The sequence below is a fragment of the Rhizobium sp. NLR22b genome (assembly GCF_019685295.1).
GTDB lineage: Bacteria > Pseudomonadota > Alphaproteobacteria > Rhizobiales > Rhizobiaceae > Rhizobium.
The window spans coordinates 56,177-81,178 of sequence record NZ_JABDWM010000004.1 but is presented as its reverse complement, the minus strand read 5'-3'; the positions used below and the strand labels follow the sequence as shown (position 1 = coordinate 81,178).

Sequence of the window (25,002 nt, the reverse complement as noted above, 5' to 3'; positions counted from 1 at the left end):
CCGCAATCGAAAGGCATTCAATCCGACGTGTTTCGCAGCGCCAAGGCGGCGGCGGCGGGGCCGATGACCGCAAAGAACAGCGTCAGTGCGATCAATATGAGGAAGGGCGGCAGGAATGGCGCAGGATCCTCGACCGCGGCATAGGTGGCGCTGACACCGAAGATCAGCACGGGGATCGTCAAAGGCAATACGAGGATCGAGACCAGCAGACCGCCGCGGGGCAGGGCAACGGCGACGGCAGCCCCGACGGCGCCAATGAAGGTGATCGCCGGCGATCCGACGAAGAGCGTCAGCATGGTGGCGCCGATCGCCGTCTCGTCCATGTTCATGAACAGGCCGAGCAGCGGCGAAGCGATGACCAGCGGCAGGCTGGTCGCGGTCCAGTGGGCGAAGCATTTGAGGAGCACGGTGAGCACAAGTGGCGTTTCCTGCATCAGCATCAGGTCGAGCGACCCATCGTCGCGCTCGGCCTGGAACAGCCGGTCGAGGCCGAGAAGGGCGGCAAGCAGCGCGCCGATCCAGACAATGGCGGGGCCGATGCGCGAGAGCAGCTTGAGATCGGGTCCGACGCCGAAGGGGATGACGGCGACAATGGTCAGGAAGAACAGCACGCCGATCAGCGCGCCGCCGCCGGCGCGGATGGAAAGTTTCAGGTCGCGGAGAAAGAGGGTGGTCATCCCCACACTCCCTGATCCACGCCGGCAAAGCCCGTCATCTTCAATTCCTGCACATTCTGGAGCCCCAGTGGCTGATGAGTTGCCGCCAGCACGATGCCGCCTTTTGCCAGATGCGCTTCGATCAATCCGGCAAACAGCCGGTCGGCGCTGGCGTCGAGGGCCGCGGTGGGCTCGTCGAGGATCCAGATGGGGCGGTGGGCGACGAGCAGCTTGGCGAAGGCGAAGCGGCGTTGCTGGCCGGCGGAGAGATAGCCGAAGGGAAGGTGGGTGATCCCTAAGAGGCCGACGGCTTCGGCGGCGTCATCGACAGGGAGGCCGGCGGCGCCCGGGCTGCTGAGGAAGGACTGCCAGAATTCCAAATTCTCTGCAACCGTAAGTTCATTCTTCATCGCATTTCGATGGCCGAGGTAATGGCTGGCCTCGCCCGGATGGCGGCCTTGCGGGCTCTCTTTATCGCGGAAGATGACAGTTCCCTTTTCGGGCTTAAGAAGACCGGCGGCAACGCGCAGCAAAGTGGATTTTCCCGATCCATTTTTGCCGGTCAGAACGAGGGCTTCTCCGGCCGTCAAGTGAAAGGAAATGTTTACGAAAATGAGATCCTCACCGCGCCTTGCAGCCAGATTTTCGGCGGTGAGTTGCATGCGTCTGCTCTTTCTTCGTTGCGGCTTTCGGAAGGCTCAAAAAATGTCTGGTTTTGGCAGTGCTCGGGTATGGCAAGTTTTTAGGAAATTATCTATAAGACCGGCAACCACGCCAGCGGTCGGCGTGAATTTCATCCTTGCGCCGAACTTGGAGCATCTGCTCCACGTGCGGACAGCGGAAATGGCCGTACCCGCATCCTGATGTGCATTAAGTGCATAGGCGTTCGCACGACTGTGTTGGCTATCAGAACGGGGTTTCTCGTGTCTAAATCTCTTGACAGTTTCAATTGTCGTTCCACGCTTTCCGTTGGTGGAAAGGACTATGTCTATTACAGCCTGCCCAAGGCTGAGGCAAACGGTCTGGCCGGCGTATCGAAGCTTCCCTATTCGATGAAGGTGCTGCTCGAAAATCTGCTGCGCTTCGAAGACGGCCAGTCGGTGACCAAGGAGCACATCCTCGCCGTCGCCGCGTGGCTGAACAACAAGGGCGCTGTCGAAAACGAAATCGCCTATCGCCCGGCGCGCGTGCTAATGCAGGACTTCACCGGCGTTCCCGCCGTCGTCGATCTTGCCGCGATGCGCGACGCGATGGTGTCGCTCGGCGGCGATCCCGAGAAGATCAATCCGCTTGTTCCTGTCGACCTCGTCATCGACCACTCCGTCATCGTCGACGAGTTCGGCACGCCGCAGGCTTTCGCCAAGAATGTCGAGCTGGAATATCAGCGCAACGGCGAGCGCTACCGCTTCCTGAAGTGGGGCCAGCAGGCATTCAAGAATTTCCGCGTCGTTCCTCCGGGCACCGGCATCTGTCACCAGGTCAATCTCGAATATCTCGGCCAGACCGTCTGGACCAAGGAAGAGGACGGCGAGACGATCGCCTATCCCGATACCTGTGTCGGCACCGACAGCCACACGACGATGATCAATGGTCTCGGCGTTCTCGGCTGGGGTGTGGGCGGTATCGAGGCTGAAGCCGCCATGCTCGGCCAGCCGGTTTCGATGCTCCTGCCTGAAGTCATCGGCTTCAAGCTGACCGGCAAGCTCAAGGAAGGCGTCACCGCGACCGACCTCGTTCTGACCGTCGTGCAGATGCTGCGCAAGAAGGGCGTCGTTTCCAAGTTCGTCGAATTCTTCGGCCCCGGCATGGACAACATGCCGCTCGCTGACCGCGCGACAATCGGCAACATGGGTCCGGAATACGGCGCCACCTGCGGCTTCTTCCCGGTTGACGGCGAAACCATCAACTACCTCACCATGTCCGGCCGCACGCATGACCGCATCGCCCTCGTCGAAGCCTATTCGAAGGCCCAGGGCATGTGGCGCGAAGGCGACGGTTCCGACCTCGTCTTCACCGACACGCTGGAACTCGACCTCGGCGACGTCGTGCCGTCGATGGCCGGCCCGAAGCGTCCGGAAGGCCGCATCGCGCTTGAAAACATCGCTTCCGGCTTTGCCGGCTCGATGGATGCCGACTACAAGAAGCCCGGCCAGCTTGCCAACCGCTATGCGGTCGAAGGCACCGATTTCGATCTCGGCCACGGCGACGTCGCGATTGCCGCCATCACCTCCTGCACCAACACCTCCAACCCGTCGGTGCTGATCGCGGCCGGCCTTCTCGCCCGCAACGCCGTTGCCAAGGGACTGAAGACCAAGCCGTGGGTCAAGACCTCGCTGGCTCCGGGATCGCAGGTGGTCGGTGAATATCTCGCCAAGTCAGGTCTGCAGGCCGATCTCGACAAGCTCGGCTTCAATCTCGTCGGCTTCGGCTGCACCACCTGCATCGGCAATTCCGGCCCGCTGCCGGCGCCGATCTCGAAGACGATCAACGACAAGGGTCTGATCGTTTCCGGCGTGCTCTCCGGCAACCGCAACTTCGAAGGCCGCATCTCGCCCGACGTCCAGGCGAACTATCTTGCTTCGCCACCGCTTGTCGTCGCCTACGCTCTCGCCGGCACGGTGCAGAAGGACCTGACCAAGGAGCCGATCGGCGAAGACCAGAACGGCAAGCCCGTCTACCTCAAGGATATCTGGCCGACCTCGCACGAGGTGCAGGAGTTCATCCAGAAATACGTCACCCGCGAACTCTACGAAAGCAAATATGCCGATGTCTTCAAGGGCGACATCAACTGGCAGGCGGTTCAGGTTCCGCCGGGCCAGACCTATGCCTGGGACGACAACTCGACCTATGTCCAGAACCCACCCTACTTCGTCGGCATGGGCAAGAAGGGCACCGGCGTTGCCGACATCAAGGGCGCCCGCGTCCTCGGCCTGTTCGGTGACAAGATCACCACCGACCACATCTCTCCGGCCGGCTCGATCAAGGCGGCATCGCCGGCCGGCGCCTACCTCATCGGCCATGACGTCGCGGTTGCCGACTTCAACCAGTACGGCACGCGGCGCGGCAACCATGAGGTGATGATGCGCGGCACCTTTGCCAATATCCGCATCCGCAACCATATGCTCGGCCCGAACGGCAAGGAAGGCGGCTACACCATCCACTACCCGTCGAAGGAAGAGACTTCGATCTACGACGCCGCCATGCAGTACAAGGCCGAAGGCGTTCCGCTCGTCATCTTCGCCGGTGTCGAATACGGCAACGGCTCCTCGCGCGACTGGGCTGCCAAGGGCACCAACCTGCTCGGCGTCAAGGCTGTCATCGCCCAGAGCTTCGAGCGCATCCATCGCTCGAACCTGGTCGGCATGGGCGTCATCCCCTTCGTCTTCGAAGAGGGCACGACCTGGCAGAGCCTCGGCCTCAAGGGTGATGAGCTCGTCACCATCGAGGGGCTGGACAAGATCAAGCCGCGCGAGAGGAAGATCGCCAAGATTACCTATGGCGACGGCACTGTGAAGGAAGTTCCGCTGCTGTCGCGTGTCGATACGCTCGACGAGGTGATCTACCTCAACAATGGCGGCATTCTGCAGACGGTCCTGCGTGATCTCGCTGCCTGATTTTCAGGGCATGATGCCGAAAAGTGTGAGCGGTTTTCGGACGACATCATGCTCTTCTTCTTTGATGTAGATCCGGATTCAGATTTTAGGCCGGTCGGCCTAAAATCACCCGGGTCTAGGAGAGTGGATTGATAATGGCCGCCGGAGAGCGTTTCCGGCGGCTTTTTCTTTGCTGCAAGAGTCTTTGCCGGGGGCTCACGATGATTTGTTTCAGCTGCGTTCCGGCCGAGCTAGGGTCTCACCCGTTCGTGATTTTTCGTTTGGACCCGGAAGGATTATTCGTACGTTCATATCTCAGAGCCTTCAGTTCCAAACGCCGCCGGCGCTGAAAAAGAGGTGCAGGTGAATGTCCCCCCGTTTCTTGATTCCGCTGATCGTCGGCATCGCTTTTTCAGGCTCGCTGCAGGCCGAAGACGGCAAGCCCAAAGGCGTCGTCGAGCTTTTCACGTCGCAGGGCTGCTCCTCCTGTCCTCCCGCTGATGCCGCCTTTCGCAAGCTGGTGAACCAGGGCGATGTCATCGCGCTCGCCTATCACATCGACTACTGGAATTATCTCGGCTGGGCCGACACGCTGAGCTCGAAGGAAAATACCGAGCGGCAGTACGGCTATGCCAGGACGATGGGTCGCAGCAACGTCTATACGCCGCAGGCGATCGTCAATGGCCGTGGCCATTTGGCCGGCGCCGATCTCACCGGCATCAACAGCAAGATCGACACCTACAGCAGCGAAGGCAACGGGCTGACCATCCCCGTCAGCGCGGCAATGCGCGGCGACGAGCTGGAGATCAAAATCGGCGCAGGGCAGGGAAAGGCCAATGTCGTGATGGTCTATTTCGACAAGGAAAAGACGATCGACGTCGAAAAAGGCGAAAACAGCGGCAAGAAGATCTCCTATCTGCACAGCGTCACCAATGTCGAAACCGTAGGCATGTGGGACGGCAAGGCGACCAGTCTGACGCTGCCGGCGAGCGTCCTGCAGCGGCCGCAGCTCGAGGGCTGCGCGATTCTGCTGCAGTCGGCAACGGCCGACGGCGATCCGGCAGCGATTCTCGGGGCGACCGTGGTAATGGCGGGAAAAAATATCTGATATTTCAACCGATTACGGGTGAAATGCCGGGCGGCCCGGCCGAGCGTATTCGGGGCTGGGGTTAAGGTCGATACGCTCCGCCGGGCCCTTTGGCGCGCTGGCGCCAAACCGGGATGCATAAATCCCCTGCAAATGAGGCGCTGTTTTGACTGAAATGCGGCGCTGGGGAGAAAGCACTGCTTCGTCCCCAGCGAAAGGTGTCTGGACGTGCGGCGCTGCCGTAGGCCGAATGTGAGGGGCCGCGCTCTTGCAATTTGCGGCGGCTCGGGCAAACTGTCACTCTCCTGTCACAAGCGGAGGCCTTGGAGACCTGATGACAGATCAGCCGGATTTGCGACACGGCGAAAGCCGCTCCGTCGACAATAGTTCCTCGGTCGTCGTCGATCTCAGGGAGTACAAGCAAAGCAAGGACCCGCTTCCGGTGACCTTCCACCGGCGCGAGCTGGACGCGATCCTCTGGATCTACGGCCGCATGGTCGGCGAGGGGGAATGGCGCGATTATGCCATCGACCATCTGAAGGACAGAGCAGTCTTTTCCGTCTTCAAGCGCTCCGGCGAGATGCCGCTCTTCCGGATCGAAAAGAACCCGAAGCTTGCCGCCAAGCAGGGCGCCTATTCTGTCATCAACGTCAACGGCATGATCCTGAAGCGCGGGCACGAGCTGAATCAGGTCCTCAAGGTGTTCGACAAGGCCTTGAAGCTTGTCGATAAATAATTCTCATCAGCCCGCAAACAGCGTACCGGGATAAATGGAGGGATCCGGATCGGTCCTCATGCCCTCGCCGAGGCTGCGCTGCATGAGCATCGTGTCCAGCCAGCGGCCGTGCTTGTAGCCGGTACCCTTCATCAGTCCGACCTCCACAAAACCTGCCTTCAGATGAAGCGCGATCGAGGCCGGGCTCGCGCCGCCGATGACGGCTACCATCTGACGAAAGCCAAGCCCGGTGCAGCGGTCGATCAGCTCGGCGATCAGTGCCTTGCCGATGCCGCGGCCGCGGGCTTCGGGTGCCAGGTAGATCGAATCCTCCACCATCCAGCGATAGGCAGGGCGGGTGCGGAAGGCTGACGCATAAGCGTAGCCCAGGAGTTTCCCGTCAGCATCGGTTGCGGCGATATAGGGATATTGCTGGCTGACGATCACGGAAAACCGCTGGGCCATTTCGGCCTCGGAGGGCGGCGCAATCTCGTAGCTTGCAACGCCATTGAGGACCGAGTCGCGATAGATCTCCGTAATGGCGGTGATGTCGGTTTGGGAGGCGTCGCGCAGGAGGAAGGACATCGGGCGGCAGGTCCGTCGGAAGGAGCAGGCTCCTCTAAAACCACCCCTGAGAAACCGGTGCAACAAAAAAGGCGGCCGAAGCCGCCTTTTCGATCTATCAATGCGCCTGTTATCTGCGGTTACCCATGAACTGCAGCAGGAACATGAACAGGTTGAGGAAGTCGAGGTATAGCGTCAGTGCGCCCATGATCGCCTTGCGACCGGCAACAGCGACGTCATCCGCTTCATAGTAGAGTTCCTTGATCCGCTGCGTGTCGTAGGCGGTGAGACCTGCGAAGATCAGCACGCCGATCACCGAGATCGCGAACTGCAGCGCGGATGAAGCCAGGAAGATGTTGACGAGCGAGGCGATGATCAGGCCGAAGAGACCCATGATCAGGAACGAACCCATCGCCGACAGGTCACGCTTCGCCGTATAGCCGTAAAGAGACAGCGCGCCGAAGGAGGCGGCGGTGACGAAGAAGGTCTGAACGACGCTCTGGCCTGTATAGACCAGGAAGACCGACGAGAGCGACAGCCCTACCAAGGCGGCGTAGATCCAGAAGGTGGTCTGGGCGGCGGACACGCTCATCTGATGAATGCGGAAGCTCAGGAAGAAGACGACCGCAAGGGGGGCAAGGATCACGACCCAGCGCAACGGCGACTGGAACAGAAGCGCGCCAAACTGGGTGAGCTGGCCGTCCTGGACCGCGAAGTTGAATCCGAGATATGCTGCCACGCCGGTGATCGCCAGGCCCAGCGCCATCAGATTGTAGACCTTGAGCATATATGCGCGCAGGCCTTGATCAATCATCTCGCCGGTCTGGACGCGGCTTTGATAGTTACGAAGATCAGCCATAGTTTCCTCTTACAAGCTCCGAAGGAGATACGGTGTCGGGGTTTTCGACCCGGGCGCCGCTGCGGAGCTCCAGCATGCCTGCAGACAATATGAGGCTTTCGCCCTTTGCAAACAAGGGGCTTGCAAAGGCGCGGCCGGTTAAATCGCCGTAACGTGAAGTCGTGTCGACCGTGCTATCCGTCTAAAGCTCACGCAGCACCGGTGCGGCCTTCTGCCCGAGGATGCGCCAGGTGCCGATGAGGCCGATGCCGACGGTGAGCACGAGCGCGGTGACGAGCGTCAGTCCCGCCACATCGGGCAGGAAGGCAGACGGCAGTCGCATGATGCGGGCGACGATGAACCAGGCGGCGATACCGCCGGCAAAGAGTGCGAAGATCGCGGTGGCCAGCCCGAGGATCAGATATTCGTAGCTGAAGGCGCGAATCAGCATAGCGCGCGTGGCGCCGAGCGTCTTCAGCACCACCGCGTCGTGAGTGCGCGCCCTGTTGCCGGCGGCGAGCGCCCCGGCAAGGACAAGAATAGAGGCGACGAGCGCCACCGATGCGGCGGCGCGGATCGCTGTCGCAAGCTGGGCGACGAGCTGGTTGACGATATCGATCGCATCCTTGACGCGCACGCTGGTGATCGTCGGATAGGTGTGGGTGACGGATTTCAGGATGGCAGCATCTTCGGCCGGTGTTGAGGAGGGATCGGTTAGCGTCGCCAGCCAGGCATGCGGGGCGCCGCGGAACGTGTTCGGCGAGAAGACCATGACGAAATTGATCGACAGCGATTCCCACTCGACACGGCGCAGATTGGCGATCTTTGCAGTGATGTTGCGGCCGAGCACGTTGACGGTGACGGTATCGCCGATCTTGAGGCCGAGTTCATGCGCTTCTTCCGAGGAGAAGGAGACGAGCGGCTCGCCGCTGTAATCCTTGTCCCACCAGCTGCCTTCGGCGAGCGCGGCATTTTCGGGCAGCGTGTCGGCGTAGGTGATGCCGCGATCGCCGTTCAGCACCCAGCGGCCGGCGGCCGGCACATTCATCTTGGTGACATCCTCACCATTGAAGGCGACGATCCGGCCGCGCAGCATCGGCACCTCCATCAGCTTGCCCCTTGGCGCTTGCGCCTGGACGAGATTGCGGAAGGCATCGACCTCGGCACTCTGGATATCGACGAAGAAGAAGTTGGGTGCCCCCTCGTTCATGCGGCTGGTCAGCTGCTGGCGCAGGTTGCCGTCGATCAAGGTCAGGGTCACCAGCAATGCCAGGCCGAGGCCGAGCGAGAGGACGACCGAGGGCGTCAGCGCTCCGGGGCGGTGGATGTTGCCAATCGCGAGCCTGAGCGCCGGCGAGTGAACGCGCGGGCTGCGGCGCGCGAGCCAGGCGATCAAGGCGGCGACGAGGCGCAGGACGACGAAGGCGAAGATGATTGCGCCGACGAAGACGACGGCGATAAAACGATCATAGGCGGTGAGGATGGCAAGGCTGGCAAGGGCCGCCATGAAGACGGCGGCAAGCAGGATATAAGGCCAGGACGGCAGCCGGCGGGCTTCGAAGCCCTGCTCTCGGAAGAGCGCCGTTGCCGGCACTTCGCGGGCATGACCAAGCGGCAGAATGGCGAAGGCGAGCGTCGTCAGGATGCCGAACAGCGTCGCGAGCAGCAGGGCGCCGGGATAGAGGGTCGGCGCGGTTGAGACCGGCAGGAATTGCGCCAGGAACTGTGCCGCAAAGATCGGCGACAGGGCGCCGATGACGAGGCCGGCCAAGATGCCGCCAAGGGCGATGATGGCGATCTGAAAGAGATAGATCAGAACGACGACGGCGGCTGGAGCGCCGAGGCATTTGAAGGTGGCGATGGTGGTGCGCTTGGAATCGAGGAAAGCACGCACGGCATTGGCGACGCCGACGCCGCCGACGATCAGCGCGGTGAGGCCGACCAGCGTCAGGAATTGCGAGAAACGGGTGATATTTTCGGTGAGGGAGGGTGCTGCGCGATCACTGGTACGGATCGCCCAGCCGGCGGAGGGAAACTCCTTGGAGGCGCGGGCCTGGATGCCCGACATGGCGCCCTTATCTTCCAACCGGATCTTATAGGCGTGTTCGACCAGACTTCCGGTCTGGATCAGCCCCGACGCTTCGAGCGCCTGGCGGCTGACGAGCAGACGCGGCGCAAAACCGAAGCCTTCCGACAGCGCGTCGGGCTCGGTCTTCACCGTGCCGGTAATGCTGAGCTTGACATTGCCGAGCAGCAATTCGTCGCCGACCGCAAGGCCTAGCCGATCGAGAAGCAGCGGGGCGGCGACCGCGCCATAGGTGCCCCCTTGGCTGGAGAGCAGGGCTGCAAGCGGATAGTCCGGTTCGGCGACGAACCTGCCGTAGAGCGGATAGGCGTCGTCGACGGCCTTGACCTCGACCAGCGCCTGGTCGGAACCGTCGGGCTTGCGGGCCATCGAGCGAAGGCCGGTTGAAACCGAAATGGTTCCCAGGCCCTGAAGGAAGCTCATTTCCTGAGATGTCGCCTGGCGATTGTTGAGCTCGAAGCGGACGTCGCCCGCCAGCAGCTCCTGCCCTTGCGAGGCGATCGTGTCAGTGATCGACTGCGAAACGGAATTGACGGCGGCGATCGCACCGGTGCCGAGCGCGATGCACGCCAGGAAGATGTAGAAGCCGCGAATGCCACCGCGCAGCTCGCGGAGCGCCAGGCGAAAAGCGAGCGCGACGCGTGGCGTGACCGTGCTCATGCGATTGCCGCCTCGCTGCGGCGGGCGGCGCTGTCGCCCTCGATCCTGCCGGAACGGACGCGGATCTGGCGCGAGCAGCGGTTTGCAAGCGAGACGTCGTGGGTGACGAGAAGCAGGGTCATGCCGCGTTCGGCCTGTTTGGCGAAGAGAAGGTCGGCGATCTGTCGGCCCGTTTCGGTATCGAGATTGCCTGTGGGCTCGTCGGCGATCAGCAAGGCGGGCGAGGGAGCGAGCGCTCTGGCAATCGCCACGCGCTGCTGCTCGCCGCCGGAAAGCTGGCCGGGATAGTGGTTCAGCCGTTCGCCGAGGCCGACCGAACTCAGTTCGCGATGGGCGATTTCGAAGGCGTTGCTGATATTGGCGAGCTCCAGCGGCACCGCGACGTTTTCCAGCGCCGTCATGTTGGCGATCAGGTGGAAGGACTGGAAGACGATGCCGATGTTGCGGCCGCGGAAATCGGCGACCTCATCCTCACTCAGGGCATGGAGCGGCGTGTCGTTGATATTGATTTCGCCGCTGTCGAGCTTTTCCAGTCCGGCAAGCACCATCAGCAGGGTGGATTTGCCGGAACCGGAAGGTCCGACGATGCCAACGGATTCGCCGGCAGCGATACCGAGATCGATGCCCTTCAGAACATGGACGGAGGCGGCCGCACTGCCAAGGGTGAGATCGGCGCCCTTCAACTCGATGATGGTTTTTGCCAACAGAAATCGACCTATATTAATCTCTAACGCAATGGCCGCATCACGGCACCTCGCCAATCTAGGGAAGCCAGAATGAGATTTAAAGTTGCCGCGCTTCAATTCACCGTCATCGCGGTGTCGCTGATCTTTGCCGTTGGAGTCAATGCGCGGACGATCAATCTCGTCGGATTCGGGGACAGCCTGATGGCGGGTTATCAGCTGCCGCCCGGCGAGGGCTTTCCGGAAAAGCTGCAGGCGGCTTTGAAGGCCAAGGGGCTCGACGTTTCCATTGCCAATGCCGGGGTTTCGGGCGATACCACGACAGGTGGGCTTGCCCGGGTCGACTGGTCGGTCCCCGACGGCACCGATGGCGTTATCCTCGAGCTCGGCGCCAATGATGCGCTGCGCGGTATTCCGCCGGAAGAGAGCGAGAAAAACCTCGATCAGATGATCGCCCGGCTCAAGGCGCGCGGCATAGCGGTGCTGCTTGTCGGCATGATGGCGCCGCCGAACATGGGAGCGGATTATGCGGCGCGCTTCAATCCGATTTATCGGAAACTTTCCGACAAATATGGAGTTCCACTTTATGCCTTCTTCCTCGACGGGGTTGCGCTCGATGCGGGGCTGAAGCTCGATGACGGCATGCATCCAAACGCGAGAGGTGTCGACGTCATGGTCGAGAAAATGGAAGCTGATGTCACAAATTTCATCGATACGATTTCTTCTGTGAAGAATTAGGGGCTTGCACGGCCATTGATTGCGTGATTCCGTGTAAGCACCTGCAAAAGATTCGGGGAGTGCTCGTTATGCCGAGACTGTTTACCGCCCTCGAAATTCCGCGCAATGCGGCAATGAGCCTTTCATTGCTGCGCGGTGGCCTCCCCGGAGCACGATGGATCGATGTGGAAAATTACCATATCACGCTGCGCTTCATCGGTGATGTCGACGGCCGAACGGCCGATGAAATCGTTGAACGCCTCGACCGGATCGATCGGCCGGAATTTCAGTTCCGGCTCGAAGGCATCGGGTCCTTCGGCTCGAAGAAGCCGCATTCGGTCTGGGCGGGCGTTTCTCAGTCGCCTGAGATGTACGCCCTGCAGGCTGAGATCGAACGGATCTGCCAGCGCATCGGCCTGCCGCCGGATCCGCGCAAATTCACGCCGCACGTGACGCTGGCCCGGCTGAAATCCTCGCGGCTCGACGATGTCGTGCAATATCTGAGTGGGCGTGGCAACTTCCACACCGCGACCTTCACGGCGCCGCGTTTCGTGCTGCTTTCATCGCGCGAATCGGTCGGCGGCGGGCCCTATCTCACCGAGGAAGTGTTCCCGCTGCACGAAGTACGTTCGGGGACCAGCGTTTCGAGCAGGCTGCTGCAGCCGGTCAAGAGCTTGGTATAGAGCAGCTCGAAACCTTCCGGACCGCCATCATAGGGGTCGGCAATGTCCTCCCCGTTCCCAGCGCGATATCGCCGAACAGCTGGATGTTCGCCTCGGGAGGGGCGATCCTGTTGAGTTCCGCAACATTGTCGCGGTCCATGGCGACGATCAGATCGACACTGACGAAATCGATCGAACGGATGCGCCGGGCGCGTTGCCCTGCTATGTCGATGCCATGGTTGCGGGCAACAGCGATCGAACGGCAGTCGGGCGGTTCACCTTCATCTCAGCCGCCGGTGCCGGCGGAATCGATCGTGAAACGATCGGTCAGCCTCGCCTCGGCGGCAAGGTGGGTAAAAATTCCCTCCGCAAGCGGAGAACGGCATATATTGCCCATGCAAACGAAAAGGATGCTGATGTCTTTCATCAGTGACCTGCTGACAGATGAGAGGACCATGGCATGAAACAGGAAAGACTGGAACGGGCGGCGGCCGAGGCACGACTGGCTGAGCTTTCAGGCTGGGCGCTCAACGATGCGGCCTCTTCAATCTCGAAAACGTTCAAGTTTTCAAATTTCATCGAGGCCTTCGGCTTCATGACGCAGGCAGCGATTACGGCCGAGAAACTCAACCACCATCCCGAATGGTTCAACGTCTATTCCCGGGTGGATGTGACGCTGAACACGCATGATGCCGGCGGGCTGACGGAACTGGATTTCAAGCTCGCCAGGGCGATGGACAAGGCGGCGGCACGCGGTGCCGTTTGAAACGAGCGCTGATTGAAAGCCGAAGCGCCATCACCATATGTTCGCATGGACGAAAGGATGTCAGGAATGGACGAGGTCAAATTCGGGGAAATCCTGCTGCCGGGCGACGAGGACACCCAGAGCCGGCGGGAGGAAACCGTACGGCAGAAGTTCTGGCCGACCTTCCGCCGGGCCGTGCGCCAGATTCCCTTCTCGCGCGACGTCGTCGCCGGTTTCTACTGTGCGCTGGATCCGCAGACGCCGACCAAGGTGCGCGGCGTGCTGCTGGCCGCGCTGGCATACTTCGTCATGCCGATAGACATGATCCCGGATATTTTCGCTGTTATCGGCTTTTCTGACGACATCGCCGTGCTTTCCGCCGCCTTCGCCATGGTGCGCGGTCATATCCGGCCGAGCCATTACGACGCAGCGGACCGCGTCCTTGCCGACCGGCCTGCGGACACGATGAAAACGATTTGAAGGCCGCGGCGCGGTTCACCTGAGTTCCTGCTCGAGCATCTTGCGAAGCTTTCCAAACGCAAGCCGAATACGTGATTTCACCGTGCCGAGCGGCAGCCCGGTCGCTTCGGCTATCTCAGAATGCGATTGGCCGAGAAAGAAGGCTGCACGCAGCATATCGCGCTGTTCTTCGGACAGTTGCTCGACAGCGGCGCGCAGCTTGGCATCGCGATCGCCATTGGCGATGATTTCATCGGCACCGATCTCAGCCGGTGGCAGCAGGGTCGGGTCCGTTTCGTCGAAAGTGCGGGTGCTGGTGCGGCGCCGCAGATCGATGCGGCGGTTGCGGGCGATGCGAAACAGCCAGGTCGACAGAGAAGATCGCGTCGCATCGTAGAGATAGGCCTTGTGCCAGAGCACGATCATGATCTCCTGGACCAGCTCTTCGGCCTCGCCTGATGTCATCTTCTGGCGCATCAGCCAGCTCTTCAGGCGCGGCGCGAAATAGTCGAACAGGATAGAAAAGGCCTGCTGGTCGCGATCATCCGCGACGGCCTTTGCGAGGGCAGCGAAACGCTGTCTTTCCTCGGCATCCATGTCGTCTCACCAGCCCCCTGCGGCGAAAATTTCGTCCCGGATTTCCAAAGTCTTAATGAGGTACAGCGGATTTTTGAAAGGTCAAACTGTTGCCTGAATCTTTGTGTCTTAAGTTCAGCCGAACGGCCAGTCGGTGCCATCGGCGCACCGGCATCGCAGCCGATTTCGGCAAGGGGCAAAGGTGGTAGTCGAGCTGAAATGACACAGGCACATACAAATCGCAGCTATTGTTGACCATTTGGTAACCTGAATTAAGTCAAAATAAAGCAGATCGTGATTATGCGGCGCCCGCTATGATCGCTTCGGGCCTTGAATCGCAAGAACCGGCAGGAATCCATGTTTGTAAGAAGTATCGTATCCGCCCTCGCCCTCACCCTGACAATGGCCGGAGTGGCGGCAGCGCAGCAGGCCGCGCCGACCCGCATTCAGCAGTTCCAGGCATGGGGCGCCTATTCCTATAAGTCGGGCAATAGCACCGTGTGCTACGTGCTGTCCGTTCCAACGGCAAAGCAGCCAGCAAGCGTCGACCATGGCGACAATTTCTTCATCGTTTCGCAGCGGCCCGGCCAGAACATCTCCTACGAGCCGCAGGCGATGATGGGCTACACGGTGAAGGAAAATTCGAAGATCAATGTCGTCATCGACAACAAGACCTTCGTCATGTTTACCAAGGACAAGGCGGGCTGGGTCGAGAATGCTGCCCAGGAGCCGGCCCTCGTCGCGGCGATGAAGACCGGCCATTCGATGACCGTCAATGCGGTTTCGCGCAAAGGCACCGGCACGTCCTACAGCTATTCGCTGTCGGGCATCTCGGCTGCGCTCAAGCAGATCGAAAGCTGCAAGTAAGCGGGACTTTCAGTCACAAAGTTTCAAGAGCCGGCCTTGTGCCGGCTCTTGCCGTTTAGGTCTCTGCTGTATGCATGTCGTTTTTCCAAAACCGCTTCACACTTTTGGGCGACATGCATTAGTGACGCGCGGGCAAAATAATGCTAAAGGCCGCGCAAACAGCGGACAGATCGCGATATCAGTCGCCGTCCGCCATCAATTTCTGCCAATGTGCCGTCATGCCTCCGCAAGTCTTCCGGATCAGATCCCGAAGTCCGCGGCTTGCGGAACGGTTACGTGTTCGAATTCGGGGTCAGAAGCCTATGTCCGTCATGGATGCGATCGTCATCAACAAACCTCAGGCCGCGCGCCCGTCTTCCGGCGCCGAGAAGCCGTCGTTGATCGGGCTCTCCCGGGAGGAAATGGCGGCGGCGCTCCGGGAAAAAGGCGTGCCCGAAAAGCAGATCAAGATGCGCGTCTCGCAGCTCTGGAATTGGATCTATGTGCGCGGCGTCTCCGATTTCGACTATATGACCAATATCGCCAAGGATCTGCGTGAAATGCTGAAGACGCATTTCACCATCGCGCGTCCGGAAATCGTCGAGGAGCAGGTCTCGAACGACGGCACGCGCAAATGGCTGCTGCGTTTTCCCGCGCGGGGCGCGGGCCGCCCGGTCGAGATCGAGGCCGTCTACATTCCGGAAGAGGGCCGCGGCACGCTCTGCATCTCAAGCCAGGTCGGCTGCACGCTGACCTGTTCCTTCTGTCATACCGGTACACAGCGCCTGGTGCGCAACCTGACGGCGGAGGAAATTCTGTCGCAGTTGCTGCTCGCTCGCGACCGGCTCGGCGACTTCCCGGATCGTGAAGCGCCGCAAGGCACGATCATGCCTGCCGAGGGCCGCAAGGTCAGCAATATCGTCATGATGGGCATGGGCGAGCCGCTCTATAATTTCGACAGCGTCAAGCAAGCGCTGCTGATCGCCACGGATGGCGACGGCCTGTCGCTGTCCAAACGCCGCGTGACGCTTTCCACCTCCGGCGTCGTGCCGGAGATCTTCCGCACCGGCGAGGAGATCGGCGTCATGCTGGCGATCTCGCTGCATGCGGTGCGCGACGACCTGCGCGATATTCTGGTGCCGATCAACAAGAAGTACCCGCTGAAGGAACTGATCGACGCCTGCAAGGCCTATCCGGGCCTTTCCAATGCCCGGCGCATCACCTTCGAATATGTGATGCTGAAGGACGTCAACGACAGCCTCGAAGACGCGAAGGGTTTGATCAAGCTCCTGAAAGGCGTGCCGGCGAAGATCAACCTCATTCCGTTCAATCCCTGGCCCGGCACCAACTACCAGTGTTCGGATTGGGAGCAGATCGAAAAGTTCGCCGATTTCATCAATTCGGCCGGTTACGCTTCGCCGATCCGCACACCGCGCGGCCGCGACATCCTTGCCGCCTGCGGCCAGCTGAAATCGGAATCCGAACGCATGCGCAAGACCGAGCGCCTGGCCTTCGAGGCAATGATGATCGCCAATCACGGCGCCGACGACTGATCAGCAAGTTTGATCCTCGCTACAATTCTCCTGCATTGATTTAAGCATGCGCTTTTCCTAATAGTGCCGCCAAAATCATTCAGGAGGACATCCATGCGCCCGATTTTGCTCGCTCTTGCCGCCACTTTGGCCCTTTCCCTGCCCGCCAAGGCCGATAATGTGACCGTTGCCGTCACTGCGATCGTCGAGCATCCCGCGCTCGATGCCGCCCGCAAGGGCGTTCTCGACGTGCTGATGTCGGCGGGCTACAAGGAAGGCGAGAACCTGAAATTCATGTTCGAATCGGCGCAGGGCAATCCGGCGACGGCAGCCCAGATTGCCCGTCAGTTCGCCGGCGACGAGCCCAACGTGATCGTCCCCATTTCCACGCCGTCGGCCCAGGCCGTCGTCTCGGCGACGCGCGACATTCCTGTCGTCTTCACGGCCGTCTCCGATCCGCTCGGCGCCCAGCTCGTCAAGAACATGGACAAGCCGGGCGGCAACGTCACCGGCCTTTCCGACATGTCGCCCGTCGGCGAGCACCTGGCGCTGATCAAGGAAATCCTGCCGAAGGTGAAGACGATCGGCTATCTCTACAACTCCGGCGAGGCGAATTCGGTTTCGCTGCTCGCCGTGCTGAAGGCCGAAGCCGAAAAGGCCGGCCTGACGGTGGTCGAATCGGCCGCGACCAAATCGGCCGAGGTTCAGGGTGCCGCCCGCGCCCTCGTCGGCCGCGCCGATGCCATCTATATTCCGACCGACAACACGATCATCTCCGCGCTCGAGGGCGCCGTTGCGGTTGCCGAAGAGAGCAAGTTGCCGCTCTTCACCGCTGATACGGATTCGGTTTCGCGCGGTTCGATCGCCGCGCTCGGCTTCAATTATTACGACGTCGGCAAGCAGACGGGCGAGATCGTCGTGCGCGTCCTGAAGGGCGAAAACCCGGGCGACATCGCGGTCAAGACCGCCGCCGGCAGCGATCTCGTCGTCAACAAGGCGGCTGCGGCCAAGATGGGCGTCACCCTGCCCGAGAGCGTGCTTTCACGCGCCAACAAGGTCATCGAATAAGCGCTCATCGTCGCATCAACCATTCACATTCAGCCGCTCCCGTTTGCACGGGGGCGGCTGAAGTATTAAAAGGCTGCGGTTTCGCGACGGGCGGAACGAAAACAAAAGGGGCTGAAAGCCTTGAGCCAAATCGCATTCTGGGGGGCCGTCGAGCTCGGCCTGGTCTATTCCTTCGTCGCCCTCGGCGTCTATCTCGCCTTCCGCGTCCTCGATTTTCCTGACCTCACGGTAGACGGTTCCTTTCCGCTCGGTGCGGCGGTTACCGCGGTGCTGATCATTGCCGGCGTCAATGCCTGGCTCGCGGCGCTGATTGCGATGGCGGCGGGTGCGGCGGCCGGCATGGTGACGGCGCTGCTCAACGTGCGCTTCAAGATCCTCAATCTGCTCGCCTCGATCCTGACGATGATCGCGCTGTTTTCGGTCAATCTGCGGGTGATGGGAAAACCGAACGTCGCCCTCATCAATGCCGATACGATGATCAGCCCGTTTTTCGGCCATGGCCTGCGTGATTTCTACGTGCGGCCGCTCTTCGTCGGCGTTCTGGTTATTGTCGCGCTGATCATTGTCTGGCGCTTCCTCGAAAGCGATGCCGGGCTTGCGATGCGCGCCACCGGCGCCAATGCCCGCATGGCCCGCGCCCAGGGCGTCGACACCAGCCGGCAGATCTATCTCGGCATGGCGATCTCGAACGCGCTGGTGGCGTTCGGTGGCGCCTTGTTTGCCCAAACCAACGGATTTGCCGACGTCACTTCGGGCGTCGGCACGATCGTCGTCGGTCTTGCCGCCGTCATCATCGGCGAGACGCTGCTCGGACGCCGGGGCCTGCTGATCGCCCTCGTCGGCTGCGTGCTCGGCTCGATCCTCTATCGCATCGCCATCCAGCTGGCGCTGTCGAGCGACGTCATCGGCCTGCAGGCCTCCGATCTCAATTTCGTGACGGCGGTGCTCGTCACCTTCGCGCTCATTCTCCCCCGTCTTCGCCGAGGTGCCGCATCGTGATCAGCGTCAAGGATATCAAGGTCGTCTTCGGACGCGGCACGCCGCTGCAGAAGCAGGCTCTGAACGGCGTCAGCCTGACCATCGAACAAGGCTCCTTCGTCACCGTCATCGGCTCCAACGGCGCCGGCAAATCGACGCTGCTCGGCGTGCTCGCTGGCGATGTCATCCCGAGTGAGGGACAGGTGCTGATCGGCAAGAGCGAGGTGACGCGCAAATCGACGGCAGCGCGCGCCGGCCTGGTGGCGCGCGTCTTCCAGGATCCGCTGACTGGCAGCTGCGGCTCGTTGTCGATCGAAGAGAATCTTGCTCTGGCGGCCCGGCGCGGCGAAAAGCGCGGGCTTGTGCCGGCGCTTGGCGGCAAACGTCGGGACTATTTCAAGGAACGGATCGCCGAGCTTAATCTCGGGCTGGAAAATCGGCTGAAGGATCGCATGGATCTGCTCTCGGGCGGGCAGCGGCAGGCCGTGTCGCTCGTCATGGCGACACTTGCAGGCTCCGAGGTGCTCCTGCTCGACGAACATACGGCGGCGCTCGATCCCGGCATGGCTGAGTTCGTGATGGACCTCACGCAGAAGATCGTTGCCGAGCGCAAGCTGACGACGATGATGGTAACGCATTCCATGCGCCAAGCGCTGGATTACGGCCATCGCACGATCATGCTTCATGGCGGCGAGATCGTTCTCGACGTGGCGGGTGACAGCAGGAAGGACCTGCAGGTCGAAGATCTGATCGCCATGTTCCGCAAGATGCGCGGCCAGACACTCGATGATGACGCTTTGCTGATCGGCTGAGCCGATCGGCGAAGCCGATAGCGGCCTATCGCGCTTGGGTGAGCAGGATTTTGGCGGCGAAGACCGAGAAGACGCCGGCGAAGGTATAGTCCATGCCGCGCAGAACCTTCTTGTTGTTCTGCAGCCAGGACGCCAGCCAATCGGCGGCGAGGATCACGCTGGCATTGACCGGCATGCCGATCAGGATGAAGCAAAATCCGAGAAACAGCAGTTTCTGCGTAACGGCGGGATCGCCGGCGCTGACGAATTGCGGCAGGAAGGTCATGAAGAAAATGATGACCTTGGGGTTTAGAAGATTGACCCAGAAGCCGGATGAGATGTTGGCAAACGCGGTCCCCTTCTGCGTCTCGACCTTGGCGACCGTAAGTTTCGATCCGAAGCGGATCGCCTGTACTGCGAGCCAGAACAGATAGGCCGCGCCGCCGGTCTTCAGGATCAGGAAAGCCGTTGGTGAGGCAGTGATCAGCGCCGAGATGCCGAAGGCGACCAGCATGGTGTGGACGACGATGCCGAGGCTGGTGCCGACGACGACGAAGAGGGCAGACTTCTTTCCTTGGGCCAGCGCGCGGCTGATCGACAGCGTCATGTCGGGGCCGGGCGTCGCGGCAAGGAGGAGCGTCGCGGCGGCAAAGGCCAGAAGTGTTGGCAGGCTGGGCACGAAATCCATGGCACTCTCTGCAAGCCGGAAAAAACCTGACGATCTCTAATCCGGCTTTCAGAAAATTACCAATCAAACCTCCTGATGGCGACGATCACTTCTGCTCCAGGAAGGCCTTGAATTTGTCGGCATAGTCCTTGTGCCAGCGCGACAGCGGCGGGCGGTTCTCGATGATGTCGCCGGCCGCCCAGGCCATGCGGCGTTCATCGACCGGGCGGGTGACGTCGTTGTCCGGGCAGAGGATATAGAAATCGCCGCGTTCCAGGCTCTCGACCATGAAGTCGACGGTCTGTTCCGGTGTCCAGGCGCCAGCCGGCTTTTCCGCGCGGTCACCCTTGGTGAGGCCAGTGAAGACGAAGCCGGGGATCAGCAGGTGCGCCGAGATTTTTGACCCCGCGGTGTTGCGAAGCTCGTGTTCGAGCGCTTCGGTAAAGACTTTAACGCCAGCCTTGGAGATATTGTAGGCGGGATTGCCCGGTGGCGTGGTGATGCCCTGCTTGGAGCCGGTATTGATGATCAGGCCGGGCTCGCCATGGGACAGCATCTTCGGCCCGAAGACGCGTGTGCCGTTGACGACGCCCATCAGGTTGACGGCGAGGATATGGTCCCAATTGCCCTGCGGGCTGAAGATCGAGGTTTCCGGACCGATACCGGCATTGTTCATCAACACGTGGACGCGGCCAAAACGCTGGAGCACGGCGCGTTCAAGCGCCTCCAGGGAGTCGCGGCTGGCGACGTCGGTCTCGACCGCCATCACATCCTCTTCGCCGGCAATGGCCTTGAGTTCGTCGGCGGCGTTAGCCAGCCGGTCGCCGCCGAGATCGGCGATGACGACGCTCATGCCGCGCCCGGCAAAGTACTTCGCCGCCGCAAGCCCGATGCCGGAAGCGCCGCCGGTGATGACGGCAACATTGGACTTCTTGAAAATGTCTTGAATATTCGTCACGGGGACAGCCCCTCCTCGAGCGTTGTTCGCACGCAGCCGAATATGGGCGCCGCTTTCGCAGTGTCAAACGCTATCGGCGCCTCAGCGATCGCACTTGCCCTTGCGTCACGCGCCAATCTCGCTAAAAGTGCCGCGACACCGGGTTTTCGCCGGCCTTATGCAACGGACCTCATCATCATGGCATCATACAAAGACGTGAAGAAAGTCGTGCTCGCCTATTCCGGCGGCCTCGACACCTCGATCATCCTGAAGTGGCTGCAGACGGAACTCGGCGCCGAAGTCGTCACCTTCACCGCCGATCTCGGCCAGGGCGAGGAGCTGGAGCCGGCGCGCAAGAAGGCCGAGATGCTCGGCATCAAGGAGATCTACATCGAGGACGTCCGCGAGGAATTCGTCCGCGATTTCGTCTTCCCGATGTTCCGTGCCAACGCCGTTTACGAGGGCGTCTATCTGCTCGGCACCTCGATCGCCCGTCCGCTGATCTCAAAGCATCTGATCGATATCGCCCATAAGACCGGCGCCGATGCGATCGCCCACGGCGCGACCGGCAAGGGCAACGATCAGGTTCGCTTCGAGCTCTCCGCCTATGCCCTGAACCCCGACATCAAGATCATCGCGCCCTGGCGCGATTGGGCGTTCAAGAGCCGCACGGAGCTGCTGGCCTTTGCTGAACAGCACCAGATCCCGGTCGCCAAGGACAAGAAGGGTGAAGCTCCCTTCTCCGTCGACGCCAACCTTCTGCATTCATCTTCCGAGGGCAAGGTTCTCGAGGACCCTGCTCAGGAGGCGCCGGAATATGTGCATATGCGCACGATCTCCCCGGAAGCAGCGCCCGACAAGGCGACGACAATCAAGGTCGGCTTCCGCAAGGGCGATGCCGTGTCGATCAACGGTGTCGAGATGTCGCCGGCGACGCTGCTCGCCACGCTCAACACCTACGGCCGCGACAACGGCATCGGCCGTCTCGATCTCGTCGAGAACCGCTTCGTCGGCATGAAGTCGCGCGGCGTTTACGAAACGCCCGGCGGCACGATCCTGCTCTCTGCGCATCGCGCTATTGAATCGATTACGCTCGACCGGGGTGCCGCCCATCTCAAGGATGAGATCATGCCGCGTTACGCCGAGCTGATCTATTACGGTTTCTGGTTCTCGCCGGAGCGCGAGATGCTGCAAGCGCTGATCGACAAGAGCCAGGAGCATGTCGAAGGCGAAGTGACGCTGAAGCTCTACAAGGGCAACGTCATGGTCATCGGCCGCGAGAGCGAAAAGTCCCTCTACTCCGACAAGCTCGTCACTTTCGAGGACGACCAGGGCGCCTACGATCAGAAGGACGCGGCCGGCTTCATCAAGCTCAACGCACTGCGCCTGCGCACGCTCGGAAAGCGCAACCTCGCGAAGTAATCGCGGAATTCGTCTTCGGACGGACATCGGCCCGCCGGCATCGCCGCGCGGGCTTTTTATTGAATGAGTGGCAAGCGCGCCAATACCTCTCGGGGCATCCAAGATGACCGGATTGCCCCAACGACGCTCATCAATCGTCGCTGTTCGCGCGCCATCGCCTGCGTCCAGGTCTTGCCGATACCCTCTCCGCCAACGGTCAACAACTCCAGTTGACATGATCGTAAAATGGTGTCACTAGCAGCGACATTAATACATCATGAGAGACATAATGTCCCAACAGTCGCCCACACGAAAGTACAGTTCCCCCTTACGGGAATCGCAGGCCCAGGAAACACGGGAGCGCATCCTGCGCGCCACCTCAGACCTTCTCAACGGCAATGCGTTCGCGGACATTTCCATGGACGATGTTGCGCGGTCTGCCGGAGTGGAGAGGCGAACGGTGTTTCGGCATTTTGCAACGAAGGAAGCGCTGTTCGACGCGTTCTGGGTCTACATTAACCAGAACATGAATGCGGCGACCCTGCCAACGACCCTGGAGGAGCTTCTTCGCTCGCCCCTCGACGCCTTTCCGCAGTTCGACAAGAACGAAGGTATCATTCGCGCCAGCCTTCATACGCCCACGGGTCACGCCATGCGGATGCGGACGGTCAAGACACGGCGCGTTGCGTTCCGGACGTGCCTCGAAGACGCCAATCTGGATATAAATTCCAAGAGCGCCCGCAAGGTCGAGGCGCTCTTCCACCTTCTCTACAGCGCCAGCGCCTGGGAAACGCTTAAAGACTACGGCGGATTGACGGGGAAGGACGCGGGACAGGTCGCGTCCTGGGCGATGCAGGCGCTGTTGAAGGCTGCCGAGACTGACGAGAACTGATCACACACATGCCGGCAAGAGCCGGCCCGACGATGGAGCCGATAATGGATCAAGCATTCAAGACACGAGAGACCGCGGACGTCCTTTGGGTCATTCGCGACAAGGTGCAGTTCATGGGCGAAGTGCCGGAGAAGGGCTTGTCGATCCTGGAGGTGACCGTGCCTCCCGGTTCCGGTACGCCGCCGCACAAGCACGAATCCGTGGAGATATTCCGGGTCCTGAGCGGTGAGATCACTTTCACGGTGTTCGACAGCGTACCTCCCTCGCAGATGGTCGCGCGGACCGGCGACGTTCTCACCCTGCGGTCCTTCCAGCCGCACAATTATGCCAACACCGGAAGCCTTCCCGCCCAGATGATCGCAGTCGTGGAAGATTCGATGAGCCACTTCTTCCGCGACATCGGCCAGAGCGAAGTTCCGCCGGATGGCCCCCCTTCGGCGGAGGAAATCGGCGCGGTATTGGCGGCGTGCCAGAGGCACGGAATTGAGGTCCTGGGCACCTGATGGGTGACCGGGCGACGTCGCATCCGTCGCCCGGCCGACGGCGACCCGTTGCGGAAGCGCCCCGGACGCGGCGCCGGGCTCGAGCCCGGCCGATGCCAACCGGACGGTGATGACGACATGCAGATTGCGATTGGAGCGGTTCAGCTTCTCACGGAGCGCAGAACCGCTCTGACCTTTTCATGGCCGTGTCATCGCCCTTGACGGATGCCTGCCATCGCTTAGTCTGCTCCGGTCATTCTTCGGAGCATGTCCATGACGCAGTCCCTGCTCTTCGGCGCCTTTCTGGCGGCGCTGTTCTATGTGCTCATACCAGGCCCCGCCTTTCTGCAACTGCTCGGCATCGGCGCCGGGCAGGGGCGCAAGGCCGGCGCCTTGTTCATGATGGGGCATCTGGTCGGGGATCTCATCTGGTCGTCGCTGGCGCTGATTGCGATCGTCGGCGCCAAGACGATCGGAACCTTCGTCTTCGATCTGCTCGGGCTCGCCTGCGGTTTCTACCTCGCCTGGATCGGCTGGGGCGCCGTCAATGCCAAGCCAAAAGCGGATGGGCAGGCGCTTGTCGTGATCGAGCGGCCGTTCCGGCGTGGCCTGATTTTCGGGGTCACCAACCCGAAGGGGTACCCGGTGGCGCTTGCCACCTTCACGGCGCTGGTCGCGGGCTCGGCCGGTGCACTCGATTTCGAGGCGCTGCCGGTGCTTCTCGCTGTGTCCTTCCTGGGTTTCGTGACCGCCGACATCATCCTGATCGGCGTCATTGGCGCGGGTGCGGTGCGGCGCTTCTATCGCGCCCATGAGCGGCTGATCGTGCGCTCGTCCGGCGTCCTGTTCATGGGCTTTGCCGCCCAGGCGCTATGGCACGCCACGCCCGGTCTCATCGGTTGGCGCAAGGCCTAACTGCGATCATGCATTCAAGAAACTGACGATCGATTTCAGCGTCTGAACCTCATGAGGATCGCCGATCGACATGGCGACCTGCAGCTGGTTCTTGTAATAATCGAGGAAATTGAAACTCGTGCCGTCGGTGACGCCGGAGAGATCGATGATATTGCCTAGCGGATCGATCGCATGCATCGGCAGCGGTTCCGAAATCGCGGCGTAAGTGTTCTGGTCGATCAGGCCGCTATCGAAGCTTTGGCGGGCGTAGTTGCGCAGCTCGCCGGGGCTGACCGCGGTGAAATCCGGCCCTTGGTCGAGATTATCTTCGATGTGGAACGAGACCGGAGCCGGAGCCTTGGTCTCGATTTGAATATCGGCTGTCTTCGAATTTCCTGCGTTATTAGGGTTGTTTTTAAATAGCAAACTCTGAGAAGACCGCAGGGAAAAAATTTCCATGGCGCATGTCCCCT

Annotated in this window: 26 protein-coding genes and 1 pseudogene; 16 read left to right on the top strand and 11 right to left on the bottom strand. The window is 61.1% G+C overall.

Annotated elements, in window-relative coordinates; translation table 11 throughout:
- Nucleotides 1-17 precede the first annotated feature (17 nt).
- Together ccmB and ccmA are read right to left on the bottom strand one after the other, a co-directional pair.
- A complete protein-coding gene (gene ccmB / locus HJC00_RS08455) occupies nt 18-677 on the bottom strand; it encodes a heme exporter protein CcmB (protein ID WP_210632999.1) in 660 nt (219 codons plus the stop codon).
- The gene (gene ccmA / locus HJC00_RS08450; RefSeq protein WP_221154753.1) at nt 674-1,318 is read right to left on the bottom strand and encodes a heme ABC exporter ATP-binding protein CcmA; all 645 of its coding nucleotides are present in this window, start codon (nt 1,316-1,318) and stop codon (nt 674-676) included. Before ccmA ends, ccmB begins: the two co-directional genes overlap by 4 nt.
- Before the next feature lie 261 nt (nt 1,319-1,579).
- Here ccmA and acnA point away from each other — a divergent pair, with 261 nt between their 5' ends.
- The 3 genes from acnA (at nt 1,580) to HJC00_RS08435 (ending at nt 6,072) form a co-directional block, all read left to right on the top strand.
- Nucleotides 1,580-4,270, top strand: coding sequence for an aconitate hydratase AcnA (acnA, locus tag HJC00_RS08445; protein WP_221154751.1), 2,691 nt, complete (start codon nt 1,580-1,582; stop codon nt 4,268-4,270).
- Between the two features lie 346 nt (nt 4,271-4,616).
- The gene (locus HJC00_RS08440) at nt 4,617-5,357 is read left to right on the top strand and encodes a thioredoxin family protein (protein WP_221154749.1); all 741 of its coding nucleotides are present in this window, start codon (nt 4,617-4,619) and stop codon (nt 5,355-5,357) included.
- 313 nt (nt 5,358-5,670) lie between these two features.
- Nucleotides 5,671-6,072, top strand: coding sequence for a DUF2794 domain-containing protein (locus HJC00_RS08435; protein WP_064805507.1), 402 nt, complete (start codon nt 5,671-5,673; stop codon nt 6,070-6,072).
- A gap of 6 nt (nt 6,073-6,078) precedes the next feature.
- On the opposite strand, the gene HJC00_RS08430 is transcribed toward HJC00_RS08435, so the two are convergent.
- From HJC00_RS08430 to HJC00_RS08415, 4 genes are all read right to left on the bottom strand, one after another.
- A complete protein-coding gene (locus HJC00_RS08430; RefSeq protein ID WP_221146096.1) occupies nt 6,079-6,636 on the bottom strand; it encodes a GNAT family N-acetyltransferase in 558 nt (185 codons plus the stop codon).
- Between the two features lie 109 nt (nt 6,637-6,745).
- Nucleotides 6,746-7,474: a Bax inhibitor-1/YccA family protein gene (locus tag HJC00_RS08425; protein WP_210632994.1), complete on the bottom strand. Its 729-nt coding sequence runs from the start codon at nt 7,472-7,474 to the stop codon at nt 6,746-6,748.
- Between the two features lie 181 nt (nt 7,475-7,655).
- Nucleotides 7,656-10,199 carry an ABC transporter permease gene (locus HJC00_RS08420; protein WP_221163848.1) on the bottom strand — a complete coding sequence of 848 codons (2,544 nt, stop codon included), beginning with the start codon at nt 10,197-10,199 and terminating at the stop codon, nt 7,656-7,658.
- A complete protein-coding gene (locus HJC00_RS08415; RefSeq protein WP_221163847.1) occupies nt 10,196-10,903 on the bottom strand; it encodes an ABC transporter ATP-binding protein in 708 nt (235 codons plus the stop codon). The genes HJC00_RS08420 and HJC00_RS08415 overlap by 4 nt, the downstream gene beginning before the upstream one ends.
- A 72-nt stretch (nt 10,904-10,975) precedes the next feature.
- Between HJC00_RS08415 and HJC00_RS08410 the strand changes: the two genes are divergently transcribed.
- Together HJC00_RS08410 and thpR are read left to right on the top strand one after the other, a co-directional pair.
- Nucleotides 10,976-11,620 (top strand): arylesterase, encoded by a 645-nt coding sequence (locus HJC00_RS08410; protein ID WP_221154744.1) that lies wholly within the window; start codon nt 10,976-10,978, stop codon nt 11,618-11,620.
- Between the two features lie 68 nt (nt 11,621-11,688).
- Complete coding sequence (gene thpR / locus HJC00_RS08405; protein WP_210632991.1) at nt 11,689-12,282, top strand: RNA 2',3'-cyclic phosphodiesterase; 594 nt, start codon at nt 11,689-11,691, stop codon at nt 12,280-12,282.
- Here the strand turns inward: thpR and HJC00_RS32390 are convergent.
- A pseudogene (locus HJC00_RS32390) lies at nt 12,189-12,688 on the bottom strand (low molecular weight protein-tyrosine-phosphatase). The gene thpR and the pseudogene HJC00_RS32390 overlap by 94 nt on opposite strands.
- A 33-nt stretch (nt 12,689-12,721) precedes the next feature.
- On the opposite strand from HJC00_RS32390, the gene HJC00_RS08390 reads away from it, so the two are divergent.
- Together HJC00_RS08390 and HJC00_RS08385 are read left to right on the top strand one after the other, a co-directional pair.
- On the top strand, nt 12,722-13,027 hold the full coding sequence (locus HJC00_RS08390; RefSeq protein ID WP_210632989.1) for a 4a-hydroxytetrahydrobiopterin dehydratase: 306 nt from the start codon (nt 12,722-12,724) through the stop codon (nt 13,025-13,027).
- Nucleotides 13,028-13,093: 66 nt separating this feature from the next.
- On the top strand, nt 13,094-13,486 hold the full coding sequence (locus HJC00_RS08385; protein ID WP_221163846.1) for a YkvA family protein: 393 nt from the start codon (nt 13,094-13,096) through the stop codon (nt 13,484-13,486).
- A 15-nt stretch (nt 13,487-13,501) separates the two neighbouring features.
- On the opposite strand, the gene HJC00_RS08380 is transcribed toward HJC00_RS08385, so the two are convergent.
- Nucleotides 13,502-14,062, bottom strand: coding sequence for a sigma-70 family RNA polymerase sigma factor (locus HJC00_RS08380; protein ID WP_210632987.1), 561 nt, complete (start codon nt 14,060-14,062; stop codon nt 13,502-13,504).
- Between the two features lie 336 nt (nt 14,063-14,398).
- On the opposite strand from HJC00_RS08380, the gene HJC00_RS08375 reads away from it, so the two are divergent.
- The 5 genes from HJC00_RS08375 to HJC00_RS08355 all read left to right on the top strand — a co-directional run bounded on the left by HJC00_RS08375 (nt 14,399) and on the right by HJC00_RS08355 (nt 19,277).
- Nucleotides 14,399-14,908 (top strand): invasion associated locus B family protein, encoded by a 510-nt coding sequence (locus HJC00_RS08375; protein ID WP_064805485.1) that lies wholly within the window; start codon nt 14,399-14,401, stop codon nt 14,906-14,908.
- A gap of 302 nt (nt 14,909-15,210) precedes the next feature.
- Nucleotides 15,211-16,440 (top strand): 23S rRNA (adenine(2503)-C(2))-methyltransferase RlmN, encoded by a 1,230-nt coding sequence (gene rlmN / locus HJC00_RS08370; protein ID WP_210632986.1) that lies wholly within the window; start codon nt 15,211-15,213, stop codon nt 16,438-16,440.
- A 93-nt stretch (nt 16,441-16,533) separates the two neighbouring features.
- Nucleotides 16,534-17,487, top strand: coding sequence for an ABC transporter substrate-binding protein (locus tag HJC00_RS08365; protein WP_210632985.1), 954 nt, complete (start codon nt 16,534-16,536; stop codon nt 17,485-17,487).
- A gap of 120 nt (nt 17,488-17,607) precedes the next feature.
- Complete coding sequence (locus tag HJC00_RS08360) at nt 17,608-18,486, top strand: ABC transporter permease (protein ID WP_210632984.1); 879 nt, start codon at nt 17,608-17,610, stop codon at nt 18,484-18,486.
- Nucleotides 18,483-19,277: an ABC transporter ATP-binding protein gene (locus HJC00_RS08355; RefSeq protein ID WP_221122928.1), complete on the top strand. Its 795-nt coding sequence runs from the start codon at nt 18,483-18,485 to the stop codon at nt 19,275-19,277. Before HJC00_RS08360 ends, HJC00_RS08355 begins: the two co-directional genes overlap by 4 nt.
- A gap of 25 nt (nt 19,278-19,302) precedes the next feature.
- On the opposite strand, the gene HJC00_RS08350 is transcribed toward HJC00_RS08355, so the two are convergent.
- Nucleotides 19,303-19,944: a LysE family translocator gene (locus HJC00_RS08350; protein ID WP_221122929.1), complete on the bottom strand. Its 642-nt coding sequence runs from the start codon at nt 19,942-19,944 to the stop codon at nt 19,303-19,305.
- A gap of 85 nt (nt 19,945-20,029) precedes the next feature.
- Nucleotides 20,030-20,881 (bottom strand): SDR family NAD(P)-dependent oxidoreductase, encoded by an 852-nt coding sequence (locus HJC00_RS08345; protein ID WP_221154741.1) that lies wholly within the window; start codon nt 20,879-20,881, stop codon nt 20,030-20,032.
- A 177-nt stretch (nt 20,882-21,058) separates the two neighbouring features.
- Between HJC00_RS08345 and HJC00_RS08340 the strand changes: the two genes are divergently transcribed.
- The 4 genes from HJC00_RS08340 to HJC00_RS08325 all read left to right on the top strand — a co-directional run bounded on the left by HJC00_RS08340 (nt 21,059) and on the right by HJC00_RS08325 (nt 24,550).
- Nucleotides 21,059-22,282 carry an argininosuccinate synthase gene (locus HJC00_RS08340; RefSeq protein ID WP_210632980.1) on the top strand — a complete coding sequence of 408 codons (1,224 nt, stop codon included), beginning with the start codon at nt 21,059-21,061 and terminating at the stop codon, nt 22,280-22,282.
- 256 nt (nt 22,283-22,538) lie between these two features.
- The gene (locus HJC00_RS08335) at nt 22,539-23,153 is read left to right on the top strand and encodes a TetR/AcrR family transcriptional regulator (RefSeq protein ID WP_311044164.1); all 615 of its coding nucleotides are present in this window, start codon (nt 22,539-22,541) and stop codon (nt 23,151-23,153) included.
- A gap of 44 nt (nt 23,154-23,197) precedes the next feature.
- Entirely contained in the window at nt 23,198-23,656 is a 459-nt protein-coding gene (locus HJC00_RS08330; protein ID WP_210632978.1) for a cupin domain-containing protein, read from the top strand.
- A 252-nt stretch (nt 23,657-23,908) separates the two neighbouring features.
- Nucleotides 23,909-24,550 (top strand): LysE family translocator, encoded by a 642-nt coding sequence (locus HJC00_RS08325; RefSeq protein ID WP_210632977.1) that lies wholly within the window; start codon nt 23,909-23,911, stop codon nt 24,548-24,550.
- Between the two features lie 6 nt (nt 24,551-24,556).
- Here HJC00_RS08325 and HJC00_RS08320 read toward each other — a convergent pair whose 3' ends face one another.
- Complete coding sequence (locus HJC00_RS08320) at nt 24,557-24,988, bottom strand: hypothetical protein (RefSeq protein WP_221163845.1); 432 nt, start codon at nt 24,986-24,988, stop codon at nt 24,557-24,559.
- Between the last annotated feature and the right edge of the window lie 14 nt (nt 24,989-25,002).

Coding starts and splice junctions, on each gene's coding strand:
- ccmA (WP_221154753.1), bottom strand. CDS start 1,318: ATGCAACTCACCGCCGAAAATCTGGCTGCAAGGCGCGGTGAGGATCTC.
- HJC00_RS08430 (WP_221146096.1), bottom strand. CDS start 6,636: ATGTCCTTCCTCCTGCGCGACGCCTCCCAAACCGACATCACCGCCATT.
- HJC00_RS08375 (WP_064805485.1), top strand. CDS start 14,399: ATGTTTGTAAGAAGTATCGTATCCGCCCTCGCCCTCACCCTGACAATG.
- HJC00_RS08390 (WP_210632989.1), top strand. CDS start 12,722: ATGAAACAGGAAAGACTGGAACGGGCGGCGGCCGAGGCACGACTGGCT.
- HJC00_RS08425 (WP_210632994.1), bottom strand. CDS start 7,474: ATGGCTGATCTTCGTAACTATCAAAGCCGCGTCCAGACCGGCGAGATG.
- ccmB (WP_210632999.1), bottom strand. CDS start 677: ATGACCACCCTCTTTCTCCGCGACCTGAAACTTTCCATCCGCGCCGGC.
- HJC00_RS08410 (WP_221154744.1), top strand. CDS start 10,976: ATGAGATTTAAAGTTGCCGCGCTTCAATTCACCGTCATCGCGGTGTCG.
- HJC00_RS08325 (WP_210632977.1), top strand. CDS start 23,909: ATGACGCAGTCCCTGCTCTTCGGCGCCTTTCTGGCGGCGCTGTTCTAT.
- HJC00_RS08380 (WP_210632987.1), bottom strand. CDS start 14,062: ATGGATGCCGAGGAAAGACAGCGTTTCGCTGCCCTCGCAAAGGCCGTC.
- thpR (WP_210632991.1), top strand. CDS start 11,689: ATGCCGAGACTGTTTACCGCCCTCGAAATTCCGCGCAATGCGGCAATG.
- HJC00_RS08385 (WP_221163846.1), top strand. CDS start 13,094: ATGGACGAGGTCAAATTCGGGGAAATCCTGCTGCCGGGCGACGAGGAC.
- HJC00_RS08440 (WP_221154749.1), top strand. CDS start 4,617: ATGTCCCCCCGTTTCTTGATTCCGCTGATCGTCGGCATCGCTTTTTCA.
- HJC00_RS08420 (WP_221163848.1), bottom strand. CDS start 10,199: ATGAGCACGGTCACGCCACGCGTCGCGCTCGCTTTTCGCCTGGCGCTC.
- rlmN (WP_210632986.1), top strand. CDS start 15,211: ATGTCCGTCATGGATGCGATCGTCATCAACAAACCTCAGGCCGCGCGC.
- HJC00_RS08340 (WP_210632980.1), top strand. CDS start 21,059: ATGGCATCATACAAAGACGTGAAGAAAGTCGTGCTCGCCTATTCCGGC.
- HJC00_RS08350 (WP_221122929.1), bottom strand. CDS start 19,944: ATGGATTTCGTGCCCAGCCTGCCAACACTTCTGGCCTTTGCCGCCGCG.
- HJC00_RS08365 (WP_210632985.1), top strand. CDS start 16,534: ATGCGCCCGATTTTGCTCGCTCTTGCCGCCACTTTGGCCCTTTCCCTG.
- HJC00_RS08330 (WP_210632978.1), top strand. CDS start 23,198: ATGGATCAAGCATTCAAGACACGAGAGACCGCGGACGTCCTTTGGGTC.
- HJC00_RS08435 (WP_064805507.1), top strand. CDS start 5,671: ATGACAGATCAGCCGGATTTGCGACACGGCGAAAGCCGCTCCGTCGAC.
- HJC00_RS08320 (WP_221163845.1), bottom strand. CDS start 24,988: ATGGAAATTTTTTCCCTGCGGTCTTCTCAGAGTTTGCTATTTAAAAAC.
- HJC00_RS08335 (WP_311044164.1), top strand. CDS start 22,539: ATGAGAGACATAATGTCCCAACAGTCGCCCACACGAAAGTACAGTTCC.